The sequence below is a fragment of the Paenibacillus anseongensis genome (assembly GCF_009757995.1).
Lineage (GTDB): Bacteria > Bacillota > Bacilli > Paenibacillales > NBRC-103111 > Paenibacillus_E > Paenibacillus_E chondroitinus.
On record NZ_WSEM01000008.1, the window covers coordinates 453,651 to 467,503 of the forward strand.

At 43.6% G+C, this 13,853-nt stretch carries 14 protein-coding genes; all 14 read right to left on the bottom strand.

From position 1 onward, the window contains the following. Positions 1-299: 299 nt before the first annotated feature. Positions 300-596 carry a hypothetical protein gene (locus GON05_RS09695; RefSeq protein WP_246238952.1) on the bottom strand — a complete coding sequence of 99 codons (297 nt, stop codon included), beginning with the start codon at positions 594-596 and terminating at the stop codon, positions 300-302. A 93-nt stretch (positions 597-689) separates the two neighbouring features. Then, positions 690-959, bottom strand: a complete 270-nt coding sequence (locus tag GON05_RS09700) for a hypothetical protein (protein WP_181646243.1) — start codon at positions 957-959, stop codon at positions 690-692. 146 nt (positions 960-1,105) lie between these two features. After that, positions 1,106-1,468 carry a hypothetical protein gene (locus GON05_RS09705; RefSeq protein ID WP_157318962.1) on the bottom strand — a complete coding sequence of 121 codons (363 nt, stop codon included), beginning with the start codon at positions 1,466-1,468 and terminating at the stop codon, positions 1,106-1,108. Between the two features lie 334 nt (positions 1,469-1,802). Further along, positions 1,803-2,384, bottom strand: a complete 582-nt coding sequence (locus tag GON05_RS09710) for an LOG family protein (RefSeq protein WP_157318963.1) — start codon at positions 2,382-2,384, stop codon at positions 1,803-1,805. Positions 2,385-2,406: 22 nt separating this feature from the next. Continuing rightward, complete coding sequence (locus GON05_RS09715) at positions 2,407-2,721, bottom strand: MazG nucleotide pyrophosphohydrolase domain-containing protein (protein WP_157318964.1); 315 nt, start codon at positions 2,719-2,721, stop codon at positions 2,407-2,409. 337 nt (positions 2,722-3,058) lie between these two features. After that, the gene (locus GON05_RS09720) at positions 3,059-3,610 is read right to left on the bottom strand and encodes a DinB family protein (protein WP_157318965.1); all 552 of its coding nucleotides are present in this window, start codon (positions 3,608-3,610) and stop codon (positions 3,059-3,061) included. 73 nt (positions 3,611-3,683) lie between these two features. After that, positions 3,684-4,631 (bottom strand): helix-turn-helix transcriptional regulator, encoded by a 948-nt coding sequence (locus GON05_RS09725; RefSeq protein WP_157318966.1) that lies wholly within the window; start codon positions 4,629-4,631, stop codon positions 3,684-3,686. Between the two features lie 241 nt (positions 4,632-4,872). Beyond that, entirely contained in the window at positions 4,873-6,108 is a 1,236-nt protein-coding gene (locus tag GON05_RS09730; protein ID WP_157318967.1) for a family 1 glycosylhydrolase, read from the bottom strand. A 35-nt stretch (positions 6,109-6,143) separates the two neighbouring features. After that, positions 6,144-6,965: a carbohydrate ABC transporter permease gene (locus GON05_RS09735; protein WP_157318968.1), complete on the bottom strand. Its 822-nt coding sequence runs from the start codon at positions 6,963-6,965 to the stop codon at positions 6,144-6,146. 12 nt (positions 6,966-6,977) lie between these two features. After that, entirely contained in the window at positions 6,978-7,685 is a 708-nt protein-coding gene (locus tag GON05_RS09740) for a carbohydrate ABC transporter permease (protein ID WP_220138838.1), read from the bottom strand. A 298-nt stretch (positions 7,686-7,983) separates the two neighbouring features. Then, entirely contained in the window at positions 7,984-9,246 is a 1,263-nt protein-coding gene (locus tag GON05_RS09745) for an ABC transporter substrate-binding protein (RefSeq protein WP_157318970.1), read from the bottom strand. A 128-nt stretch (positions 9,247-9,374) separates the two neighbouring features. Continuing rightward, complete coding sequence (locus GON05_RS09750; protein ID WP_157318971.1) at positions 9,375-10,403, bottom strand: LacI family DNA-binding transcriptional regulator; 1,029 nt, start codon at positions 10,401-10,403, stop codon at positions 9,375-9,377. A 180-nt stretch (positions 10,404-10,583) separates the two neighbouring features. Further along, complete coding sequence (locus GON05_RS09755; protein ID WP_157318972.1) at positions 10,584-12,119, bottom strand: response regulator transcription factor; 1,536 nt, start codon at positions 12,117-12,119, stop codon at positions 10,584-10,586. Continuing rightward, a complete protein-coding gene (locus GON05_RS09760) occupies positions 12,109-13,848 on the bottom strand; it encodes a cache domain-containing sensor histidine kinase (protein ID WP_157318973.1) in 1,740 nt (579 codons plus the stop codon). The genes GON05_RS09755 and GON05_RS09760 overlap by 11 nt, the downstream gene beginning before the upstream one ends. Between the last annotated feature and the right edge of the window lie 5 nt (positions 13,849-13,853).

Genomic DNA, 13,853 nt, shown 5'->3' on the forward strand with positions numbered 1-13,853 from the left:
TTATACGGTATCTAATTACTTTATAAAGTCGGGATAAAACCAATGTAAATCAAAGAATAATTTTTCTAATTTCCTGAATCCACCACATCCATCATACACTCTATTCCATTGTCTATCTGCATAATAAGTATCAATGTATCTAAACTCTAATTTATTACTTTCAAACTGGCTTATTAACAAACTGAAGTCCATCATTTCAAGTCCAGTAAATGGGATTGTTTATCGCTTATTCAACACTTGGATTATTTTCATAATGTCTTTCTTCATAAGATTTCCCATTCTCATTAGAGATGTGATATTCAGAGTATCCTTACGGTCGCTATCTCTTTTCCAGCCCATAATTTAAAGCAATATCCACCCACGAGTAAATGCCATGGTGCTTCCTCGACTAGAAAACGTACATCTGCGTATGTATCCCACGTACCTTCAATGAACCCAGTGACCTTAACAGGTACCGTCCAAGAATCTCCTGTAAATGTCTTACCAATAATCTCTCCATAATTGACAATGAGATCCCTTAACCAAACATCTTTGGGAATGTTGCTTGGATCTCTTTCCCATGTAATGATGGCTCTGAAAGAACGATTAGTGTCCAAGTTTTTCCTCCTTTCCATATCCAATACCGCAGGGAGTAACTACTTGTCATCTGCTTCCTGTGCTATATAACTCAGCTATCGTACACCACTAGTTCAACCATCTTTTTCTTCTTCAACCCTTTGGGATTCTCTAAATGTACCGAGAACGCCTGTAATAAGACCGATTAACCCAAATGTAAATCCATATCCAGAAGAATCTTCAAAAGATAGCAAAACAATTACTCCGAACAGTATAATAATGACACCTAAAAGTTGAGCTTGAAGTGCGCTTGGATTAATAAAGTCCAAAAATACACATCCATAAAAGATCGCAACAGCTATTAGAGTTAGGACGATTAAACAGATTAAAGCAAAACTCCCCATCTTGACCTCCTCAAGATTCAAAAAAATGCTTTCGGCCACATAGTTTCCTTAAAAAACTCGGCTGCCAATCCATGCTGGTAGTTCTTTCTTAGTTGCTTGTTAAGCTAACGTTCTCTGATTACTTAATGTATTGCCATACACACCAGTTAAATTAGATTTCCATCCCAATCAACAAAATTCAGTTGGTCTTTTGGAAATAGGCACCATTCGATAATTGTTTTAACAAGCCCTGGTGTGATAATACGATCATCCCAAATTGGAGTTTGTACTCTAACCCAACCTTGAAGAACTTTATTTTCTAGGCCCCCAAACTCCTTACCCTGTATTACAATATGCGGTGTCTTATGATTGTCTGACTGCGCTACACGATAAGAAACAATTAATTTTTTATCTTCTGAAACAATACTAAGATTGATTCTTCCATAATCCTCGGCATCTTCTTGAACATTCCAATAATACATCTTGCCGTTATACTCTAGCTTCCGTCTTCCTTTTGTGTTTACACCCATAGGCTTATTCCTCTCCTATTCATAATAAAACCTCCCATTAGTCCTATTTAATCTAGGTCTTTCTACTAATGAGAGGTTTTAATCTGCTATATTGAACTAACTTTCTATCCGCTTTGAGCGTATTTCGTTCTGTTCTTTGCATATTACTAGTTAAATTCCAGAATATTTCATATATGTTTATTCAACGGTTGACTTCGTTATCCTGCACTTTTGATCAACTATAACGATGTTATATCGCAATTTATCCCTAATATCCTCGGCATTGTCGACCCAACTTTAATAAAAAAAGAAGCTGCCTCTTAGCAGCCCCTTATAGACGCAACTCCATCAAAACTTAAGTACGCTTTTCAGTGAGATAAGTTTTAACCGAGGGAGCCGAGTAGGTCGAAAACTTCTCTAGAATAGCTTCCGGGGTATACTCAGCGATGACTATCGAGCGATATTTGGGCTGCATGAATTGCTCGCGTTCCATATTATCAAACATCGACACAAGCGGATCAAAATATTGATTAATATTCAGCAGTCCGCATGGCTTATTATGCAAACCCAACTGAGCCCATGTAAAAATTTCAAAATATTCTTCCAATGTTCCAGGACCGCCAGGAAGAGCAATAAATCCGTCTGCCATATCGGCCATCTTAGCTTTACGTTCGTGCATCGAATTCACCATAATAAGCTCTGTCAGACCTTTATGCGCAATTTCGCGGTTTTGTAGAAAATGAGGGAGTACGCCAACTACTTGACCTCCTTGTTCCAATACAGCATCAGCAACAGCTCCCATCAGCCCTACATTGGCTCCTCCATATATAAGCGTAATCCCGCGTTTGGCAAGTTCTTGTCCTAGTTTAACTGCATTTTCTTTATATATAGAAGAGCTCCCTTCACTGGAGCCGCAGAATACAGCGATTGATTTCATTAGCTGAACTCTCCTTTCATTATTATGAGTAACGTGCTCCAAGCTTTTGTTTATGCATCTCTACTATATCTTCGAGGGATATATTGTATTCATTTGCAATGACAATTAGATTTCCTAGCACATCCCCAAGTTCTTCTGTTAGATGAGCTTTGTTCTCTTCATATGAGCCTTCAATTTCATCAGGCCGATCCCGCCCAATTTCCAATGCACGAATGGCACGAGCTACTTCTCCAGTTTCCTCCGCAAGAAAGCCAATTCGAATAAAGATATTCAAATCTAACCATTTCCGCTGCTGGTAATAATCCTTTACCCATGACTGAAATTCATTCATATTCATTTTAATCCTCCAAATGCTAAATAAATTACACACAAGCGTTACTTTGAAATATCTTACCATATTAAGATGTCAACCGAGTACAAGTAACTTTTGACTAGTGGGAGTGATGACAATCCGATAGCAAACATCAGACTGAGCGATGCTGTGCCTAGCCAATTAATTTTTCTATTCATGCAAAGGGTATCTTATTAGCGTACTAGCATTATTTCATCTTTATTAAAATGCTGAAATATTGATATTCTACCACGTAAAAGGGCTGCCATGCGGCAGCCCTTCATCATACCTATTAACCAATTTTATCCACTAAAATAGATAGCGATAATCTAACCGCCAACATTTATGCGTTATTTCCCAAAAATTGTTTCAACCGCTCCAACTGCGATAAATGATGCCTGTAATGCATCTCTATAAGCAAAAACCACTCATTGGCGTTTAGAGCGCCGAATCCAGGATGAAGAATTTTTCTGTTTATTCTGCTCTCGGGTACCGTACTCAAAGTGGATTCCGTATTTTTCATCCGCTCCACAATACCGAGAAAACTTTCCTTCAGCTGCTCCTTACTTTCCGGTTGTTTCGGAGTGTATTGCGGTGAAGCAGGTACTCGAATCCGCACGGGAGGAAAACTTCCCAGTTCGAAGGCTCCTTTGCCCCTCTCTGTTTTTTCCTCCATAGCGTCTAATGTCGCTACACTTCCAGCCAAACATTGATCAACATTGTGCAAATGCATGAATTGTGCCGATTGAATTAGATGCATATACATTTGACCAATCGACCATTCCTCCTCGTTCGGTTTTTTTATCAGCTGCTCCATATCGAGGCTATCCAGTTCTATTAAATAACGCCCTACTGTTGTCTCAAATGCTTGTAATGCTTCCGCTGTACTTCTCATGAATCAAACAACTCCTCATCATTCATTCTTGGATATGATCCAAATATAACAAAACGCTACTGACAATAGCGTGTCAGTAGCGTTTTAAGATTTTTTCGGCCTCTTCCCGAATCCGATGTCGGAGAGACTCCGGTTCCAACACCTCGACATTCCCGCCCCAGCCGAGGATATAAGACAGCAGCTCCTCCGGCTGTCGGACAAGAAAGTTGACGAGAAGACCGTCTTTCCGCTCCTCAGTCGATTCCATATAATAATGACAAGTCTCAGCGATTTTGTCCGCAATTTCAGGATGAGCCAGAACCAGCACCCGTTCGTTACGGTCGTCCAACGGACGGTAGTTGTTAAGGTTAAATCCGTTTGGAATGAGAAAGCGATCCTCCAATACGGTTAGCCCCGTCATCCGCGACAACCGGAAATGCCGAATTTCTTGCCGCAAGTCACAACGTGCAATCAAAATCCAATTTCCCTGAACAAGCGCCAATCCATATGGAGCGATTTCACGTGTACTCTTCCGATTGCCGTCCGCTTCCGGCATTTTTTTCAGATACGTCATACGTAATTTGCGGAGCTCCATAATTGCCCGCCTCGCTTGTCCGAGATAGTCCTTTTCCCTCAAGCTAGTTACCGGCTCGCCGGCCTGAAGAAGCCGCATCGTTTCCCGAACGCGCATCGACTCGTCGTGCACTGTTTCTGGCAGGATCGCTTCAATTTTGCGTCGGGCCGCCTTAGCTGCACTTACGTAATCGCCATCCAACCTCTGTTCGATAAAGTCAGTACCCATAAGCACGGCTACTGCTTCTTCAGCAGAAAACCCGACTGGTGGAAGAAAATAACCTTCTATTAGAGAGTAACCCTGCCCGGGAGCCCCAAGGATCGGAACCCCCATTTCACTTAGAGCTTGTATGTCCCGATATATTGTCCGAACGCTAGTCTCAAATATCGATGCCAAATCTTCTGCTCTTACTACTTTACTCCGTTGTAGTTCAAGCATTATGGCGAGCTGCCGATCGGTCTTGTTCATTACTGTTCCCCCCGTGTCCGTCCTGTCACTCCATCTACTTATTCTACCACAGCGAATTACACGTTAGCATGGAATTGACAGCCAACACTTACTTTGATTGTAATATTATGGTACCATAATATTACAATTTTATTGATTTTTTGTTTTCATCCGCTAAAATAACCATCCAGGCTCTACTGCCTGTTAACGCAACAAGACTGCCGTACAATCTCACGGCAGCCCCTGTTTATTGGTAATTTAGCTAAAATAAAACTGACTTTTTTCTCAATTCTTCCTCGAATCTTTCGCCTGCCGCATTTTTAACTCTACGAATCGTTCCGTCGGGCTTCTCCTCCAAACTGTATAGACCGAAGGTAGCCAGATTCTCTTGAAACGATAGCCCATTCGTCCGATAAGGCCAATCCACCATATCCAGAAAAGGAAACCACGTTACGCCATAAAGCTCAATTCCCTCCTCACTCATCTTCCAGCTTGCACGAATGAGTTCTTCCAACCAAGAAACGCGTTGTTCTACGCTGCCATTATAGCTGGTTTCCGTAATGAAAATGGGCTTCTTGTATCGTTGATACAGATCCCTGGCAATATCGATCATATCCTCAGCTGAACCCATCACCGCACGTGGGACCATTCCTTGCTCGGCCGTCTCTTTGCCAATCACATTCAAGGAAAATTGCGGATAATAATTGACTCCGATAATATCTAGATCAATCCGATTCTCTGCATACCATTCTAAATCACGATGGCTAAAATGATGATCCAATACCCACGTGTATAAAGGATGTGCCTGCTGAATGCGACCCTGTATAAGCTCCCACATGATAAACCGAATTTCATTCCATAAATGGGTTTCTTCGATATAGGATTCATCTACGGCTATATACTTCTTTGAAGCCTCCACATGCACCATCACCGCATCTGGGTCGACTTGTTTTAAATGCTGAACTGTTAGGATGATTCCCTTACATAATTGATTCATAAGTAAACCAAAGCCCAGTAAGCCCGTTAGATATGGCGGCCAAGTTCCGCTCCATCCACACCATTCCGCATTAACGAATGGCTCATTTAGCGGCGTGTAGTAAGAAGTTATGCCTTTGTATCTTTCCGCAAATGCCTTAGCATATCTAGCAACTAATTGCGGGTACTCCGCATTCATGAATTCATTCTTAAGCCATAGCGGCGTACCATAATGCATCAAGTCAATGATGGGCACTAATTCTCTATGCCGATCAAAGTAAGCCATCACCTTATCTGTCCATGACCAATCGAATACACCCTTGCTCGTTTCAATCCGATACCAGGGAACGCCATACCGAATCATGGTAGCTCCCGATGCCCTCACTCGATCTAAGTCCTCTTCCCAAAATTGATAATGCTGTGTAATTTCGAATTCATCTAGAACCCTCTCGCCTCTCGCCGTTTGACCGATGAAAGTATTCTCGATTCCTACAGCCCAAACCCAAGGATGTAATTTGCCCATACAGTCGTTCTCTCCTTTTCCGTCAAATCTTTTCTCTATTCTTTCATACCGGTAAATGCAACACCTTGAATGAAATACTTTTGCGCAAATAAAAAGGCAATAACAAGCGGTGCGGTAGCAATCGCTGCCCCAGCAGTTAAAATGCCATATTCCACAACATGCTGCCCCATAAATAAGGCAAGTCCAGCCGGCAGCGTTCTCATGTCCTCGGTACTTGTAATAATCAATGGCCACAATAAATCATTCCAGTTGTACATCAAGTGGAACAGCGCCAAACTCGCAATAGCGGGCTTAGCAAGAGGCAAAATGATTTGCCAATATAGTCTAAATTCAGAGCATCCGTCTATTCTCGCTGCTTCATCCAATTCTTTGGGCAAACCTACAAGAAACTGTCTTAACATAAAAATACCAAATGCATTCGTTGCACGTGGGACAATTAAACCCACAAACGTGTTAAGCCAGCCAAAATGGCTAAGCATGATAAACAACGGAATAATGGTTACTTGGACGGGAATCATTAATGCAACAAGCACAAGAAGAAACAACTTATTTCTTCCTCTAAACGAAAGTCTCGCAAACGCATAACCGGCCATGGAGTCAAACAGGAGAGAGATCAAGGTAACACTGAACGAGAAAATAACGCTGTTTTTGAAAAACACCAGAAAAGGAATCCTACTCCATACATGGATATAGGAGTCTAAAATCATTTTGGATGGAAGCAAAGTAGGTGGAAAATGTACAATTTCGTTCTCTGGTTTAAATGATGTTAGCACCATCCATACGAAAGGAAAAGCGATGAAGATTGCTGCCGCAATGAGCATAAGATACTGGAAATTGCGGGTTAAAGTTACCTTCATATCCAATACCCCCTAATCCGTTTCATTGTAGTTAAACAACTTAAGTTGAGTTAGTGTAATTAAAAATACAAAAATAAACAAAATCCAAGCCGCTGACGAGGCATATCCCATATCGAGCAATTCAAAGCCTTGATGGTAAATGTAATAAACGATGGTTTCCGTACTGAACAAGGGACCTCCGTGCGTCATAACAAACACCTGATCAAATACTTGGAATGAGGCAATGAGGGAGATAATGATCACAAACAGCGTGGTATGCCTTAAGGACGGCAATGTAATATGCCAAAATTTTTGGAACGTGTTAGCGCCGTCAATTTTTGCAGCTTCATACAAGGAAACAGAAATCCCTTGCAAGCCTGCCATAAAAATGACCATATTGAATCCGACATTTTTCCAAATAGCAATTAGAATAACAACCGGCATCGCCCATGTCGTATCCCGCAGCCAACCGGTCACGGAAAAGCCAATGAGATGAAAATAATAAGAGAGTAAGCCTATATCCGGATCCATCAAAAAGGACCAAATAATCGAAAGCACAGCAAACGAAGAGATCACGGGCAGGAAATAAATCGCTTTAAAGAAACTCATACCTTTAAGCGTTAAATTACACAATAGAGCGAGCAGCAGCGAACAAATAATACCCAGAGGGACAGATCCAACTGTAAAATAAACGGTATTTCTCACGGAATTCCAGAAGCGCTCATCCTGCATCAATTTCATGTAATTACTTAATCCTATAAATGGGTGGTCTGATTCCAGCAGACTCCATTGATGAAGGCTCAACCAAAACGAATTCATGATTGGCCAAAATACAAATAATGATAAAATCAGTCCAGTGGGCAATAAAAAGAAAAAGGCTGCCCGGCTTTGTTTTATCAAAGGCTTTCTGATAGTGCGTGTGCTTGTCATAACGACCTCCTGAACCGGGTTACTCTTAACATAAGCGGCATGAGAAGCACCCTGTCAAACTGGTGTTTTCGACCACAGTCCGTAGGGTGCTTTTTCACACCGTTATGAACTATTTGCCTGATAAAAGGGCATCCAATTTCTTGCTTGCATCTGCCATTGTAGCTTCTACGGTACCTTTGTTATTGGTAATCGCTTGAATAGCCGGAGTAAAGATATCGCTGTCAATTTTGCTAAACTGTTCTAAGCCTGCTAGATAAAATCTTGAATCATTTGCGACCGCTGCAAATTGAGGAATGAGTGGATTCGATTTTACCTGCGCATTGTCATTTAAATCTGTTCGCGTTGGTGGGAATCCGCTTTTTGAAGATAGATAAGCTTGTGCATCCGCACTGTTCCAGAACTTCATGAACTCGTAAACCTCATTTTTGTGCTTCGTGTTTTTCCCGATAACCATGGCAACCGCATTCGCAAGCGTAGCCTTACCTGCAGGGCCTGCCGGAACCGGTGCAACGCCAAAATTCACGCCGCTTAATCCAGCAGCCATCCAAGGACCATTAATTTCCATGGCTGCTTTGCCAGATGCGAAGATTTTATCAGCATCTCCACCCGTGAGATTAACGGGTGAAATCCCCTTGTTTGCGACTAGGTCAGCCCATATTTTAAGCGCTTCCACAGTTTTGCTGTCGTTTAACATGGACTTCTTGTGATCGGAAGAAAGAATGTCTCCGCCGTTGCCCCAAATGAGAATTGGCCACATCGGAATTGTTGCATGGTCAGCGAGCACCAGCCCATATTGTTTATCCGTGCCGTTCGTTTTCGTTGTTTTAAGAATAGCATCCTGCCATTCGGCCCATGTTGAGGGAGGAGCGGCAATCCCTGCAGCTTTGAATAGGTCCTTGTTATAGTACATTAATAACGTTGCTGTATTGGCCGGCACTGCGTATAACTTGTCATTATATTTCATTGCCTCAACTAAACTCTTCGCCATAACATTTTGGTCGATCCCCTTCCCGTAAATATCATCTACTGGAAGAATCAAGTTGCCTTTAGCATATTGCGGAATCAGCGACGAATCGAAAGAGGCGATATCAGGACCTTGCCCCGAAGCTAGTGATGTAGGTAATTTGGCAAGAAGTGCATCCCATGGAGAAATGTCCATCGTAACTTGAATATTGGGGTGTTTATCATTAAATTGTTTGACTAGTTCTTCATAGGCCGGACGATCCGGACCCGTGAATCCATTCCAATAGGTTAACGTTACTTTTTGTCCAGAAGCTTCTTTACTTCCTCCACATGCTGTCAGAACAACGGATAAAGTCAAAACGGATACGAACGAAATCACCCATGATTTTTTCATTAAAAAGTTGCTCATATTATTCCTCCTTTGATTAAATGTAAGAGACCCCTGTTTTTTGACACCTTGGGCAGCCATTTCACGTTACATCCCTATCACTTCCTTTCAAATTTAAATCGATTTAAATTAATTTTAAAAAAAAGCGTTTATGGCCTATCTGCACCGCATGATTCGCGAATGATGAGATGTGTAGACATAATCGTTCTTTTTTCCTTTACTTCTTGGTTATTTAGGAAGGCGATTAATTTCTCCGCAGCTGCATAACCAATCTCTCTCATGGGCTGATGAATCGTCGTAAGCTCGGGACTGACAACTGTTGCCATTTCAATATCATCAAAACCTACAACGGACACATCACCTGGAACCGAAATCTTGTTTTCTTTATAAAATTTCAATGCGCCAATTGCCATAAGATCATTTCCTGCGAACACTGCATCATAATCGATTTGTTTACCCATTAATTCCGCTGCAGCTTCGTATCCGGACTCTCTGGAAAAATCCTTTTCAATGATTAAAGCTTCATCGTAGTGAATTTTATTATCAGAAAGAGCTTGCTTATACCCCTCTAACCGATCAATACCTTCTTGATGGTCTAATGGACCTGTAATATGTACAATTCTCCTTCGGCCAATCCGTATAAGATGCTCTGTAGCTGTATAAGCCCCCCCCTTATCATCTCTTTCGACCGTTAGCACATTGTCATGGTGCCATTTCCCCAGATATACAACAGGGAAGCCTGATTCAACCATTCTTAAAATATTTCTATCATGTATGGAAGCCGATGAAAGTATGATCCCATCTGTACGGCGATTCTTCAATATTTTATTGTAAGCGGCAGATTCATCCTTTTCCGATGGGCTTGTCGATAGCATCAAATTATAATTATGATTATCAAGCACTTCGTTAATTCCTTCTAGTAGCTGAGCAAAGTAAGGATGAGTGAACACATGATGAGAGGTATTGGGGATGATAAATGAGATGGTTTCCGTTTTCTTAGCTCTGAGACTGCGGCCAATCTCGTTCGGAATATAATTCAGCTTCAAAGCTGCTTCTTCTACCAATTTCTTCGTTTTCACGTTTACCCTTGGATCTCCAGAGAGAGCTAAGGATACGGTCGCCGTTGAAACATTGGCAAGATTAGCAACGTCTTTTATTGTTACTGTAAAATTTTTCACTTGTTACCCCTTTTTTTGTTTAAATCGATTTAAATTGTATATCCGAATAATAAATCGTTCTCATTATTTTGTCAATACTAAGTTCGATGAACGCCTAAGTCGTACTGGCCATAAATCAAAACCGGAACCCAGCGGAGTCCCGGCCTTCAATCGGAGGTTTCTTGATCGGTGGTGTGAATGTCACTGGCCAGCCATCTGCTTGCGGTATTCCTTGGGGGAGACCCCCGCTATTTTGTTGAACATATGTGTGAAATAATTAGAATCGTTGAATCCGGTGGCCTCGGAAATTTCGAATATTCTCATTTCTGTGCTTTTCAGCAGAAGCTTCGCTTTCTGTACGCGCAGGTTCTGCACATAGACGGTTACACTTTCCCCGATTTCCTTTTTAAACAGATTGCTGAAATAACTGGGATTGAGGTGGACATGGGCTGCTACTTCAGCCAAGCCGCATACCCCCATGTATGATTCTTCAATAAACCGAATGGCCTGCTTGACCGGATTATCATTCTTGCTAGCAAGCCAGTTATTGTAGGACTGCATGAATTCATGGATGTAATCATTCAGCCATGCAGCAATTTCCTTCGGCGTCGCACATTTGTAGACAGAATCCCACTCTATAGGACGAACGGCCATTTGCCATTCGGGAAACCGGACCTGCACCAGCCGGAGAATGGCAGCAGCCAGCAGCAGCGCTTCGATCTTTGCGGTTTGCGGGGGTAAATAGCTAATCCGAATGGATTGCCCCTGCATCTCCCGGCTCAGCAGACTGTTATCCTCCGACATGAGCCAAGTTACAATTTCCTTCTCTTTCTCGTAAAGCGCTGTCTGGTTGAGCAGTGAATCATTGGCAGACCCGTGGTCCCTATCCCCTTCCCGGCAATACCGTCTGTAGCCCTGGTGTAATTCCTCCGTACTGGCGCATAGCCCTTGTCCGTTGCATTCAAGAGCCAACCTCAGATAATGATCGACTGAATCGGTGAGTAACTGCAGCCATGAGGAGGATGTATCCGGCCGGGAAGCACTCCGATCCACCAATAAAGCCCACTCCGAAGCATTCAGGGGGAACAGGCGAAAGCCGTCAGGAAACCATTTATTCAAGTGCTCCCCGGCTATATTCGCGAAAGCAAACTGCAAAAGCGGCACATCCTGATCTGAATAATGCTTCTCCGGTGGGAAATAGGTAGGAATATGGAGAAAGTGCAGCTCACATTGCTTCATCCGTTTCAAGAGAGCCTCCACCTCTTCACCGTTGCAGGGCATACCCATGATCGCCGAGCGTAACTCGCTGTCTTCATGCTGGCGCTTCCAGCCCTCCACCAAGAGCTGGGACTGGCTTTCTTCAATCAGCTGCACATAAATCCGGTCGAGTACGCTTAAGATATCCGCTTCCACACAAGGCTTCGTGATAAAGTCCAGCACCCCGAACTTGACGGCAGACTGGGCATAGGAGAAATCCTTGAATCCGGTTACAATCACAATTTTCGTTAGCCAACCGCGGCTTCTGATTTCTTCTGACAGCCGCAGACCATCTATATGGGGCATTCGGATATCGGTCAACAAGAGATCCGGGACACATTTCTCCATCATTAACAAGGCGTCCCTGCCATTTCCCGCTTCCCCCATGACCATCCACTCGGCGGACCGCTTCGCCACCAGCCTTTGCAGCCCCTTACGAAAGTTAGGCTGGTCCTCTGCAATAAACATCTTACCTTTCATCCGTTCCCTCCTCATGACTCCCCAGTGTCCCAGACTTAATAGGGAGCGTCATGTGAACAACCGTTCCTTTCCCTTTACTGCTGACAATTTCCACTCCATAAGCAGGTCCGTATACCAGTTGAATGCGCCGCAACACACTTTTGTAGCCGATTCCTGTCTTATAGCCGCCATCCGGTAGATCAGCCTTCTCCTCTGTCAAAATTCTCATGGTTTCTTTATCCATGCCACATCCATTGTCGGCTACCTCGATATGCAGCGCTTCATTAAATAGGAAAGCTTTAATCCGCAGCACTCGTTCACTCTCCATATCACGAAAAGCATGCACAAAAACATTTTCTACCACCGGCAGCAAGAGGGATCGCATCATCCGCAAATTCAGCAAAGACTCCTCCGCTTGAATAATGGTTTCAATCTCGCCGGTGAACAGCTCTGTCTGGATCTTGATGTAATTGCGAATCTGATGCAGCTCCTCGCCAAGAGTCGTATCCGTCTGAACAGATTTAAGGGAATACTTCAACATCTCCGAGATAGCGTTGATTAGAAGCGCTGCCTCCTCTTGGTCTTCACTGTACAGCTTCCAATACAGCTCATTGAAAAGGTTGTGCAGATAATGAGGATTCAGCTGTGCCTGGATGGCCTTCAACTCCGATTCTCTCTGGCTGATTTGCGCCAAATACACCTTATTGATCAGCTCGCTCACTTGCTCTGCCATGCTGTTGAAGCTGTCTCCGATGTAGCCCAACTCATCACCGGAATCCACTTTGACACGGACCGTGAAATCGCCGGAACGCAGTAATCGCAGTCCCTGCATCAGATGGGCCAGAGGAGTCAGGAGTGTCCGGGTGGAAATCGTAATAAGCAGGGCACTTAGCAAGATCACACCGATTCCGGCAAATGCCAATACCTGAATGATGTCTTTATTTTTCCGCTGTATCTCTTGTAAGGAAGCCCCTCCATATAGGGTAAATCCTGCCGGAATCAGCTCGTGGCGGACAAACAGATAGCTGATGCCATTCATTTTAACATAACGGGGATAATTGGCTTCTGTCAGTTGCAAGAGTTGCTCCATCTCGCTCTGGTCGGTATTGGAGTAGAGCATGCCGCCCATAGGCGCAAGTAGCAGGACCTTGCCACTGCCGTTCTCCGTGAGATCGCGCAGCACCTTGGATACTAGGCTTTCTTCCATCACCAACACCATGGTGCCATACGGGATCAGCTTCTCATTAAGCATTCGTCTAGCAGCAACCAGAACGGTTCTGCGGCCGTCGGGATCAATAGTGCTGGCCGCCTCGGCCCGGCCCCAGACCATATTCCCCCGATTGGGTTTAAGCTTTTCCATCATTCTGGTCAAGTCTTCCGTTCCCGGCTCTCCCGACGCACCGGTTTTAGAGAGAACCGTCATTTCCCCATTTTCATTGTATAAGAAAACGGAGCGGATGGACGGCGCATCCACCAGCAGCATATTCAACTGCTCTTCCACATACTTGCGGTTCTTGAATTGGGTGTAAGAATCGCTTGCGGGAACGGTGTTCTCCCTGAGGAATAGTTCGATGTTCGGATTCAGGATAATGGATTGAGATACTCGGTTGATTTCCTGGAAGGACATCTCCAATCGGGCCAAAGCCTGTTCGTTGGCGATGGAGAACTGCCTGCTGATTTCACCCTCCATTAACTGGATATTTGACCGGTAAACCATCCAGCCTGCCAAGGCAAAGGCAAGTGTTACCATACACG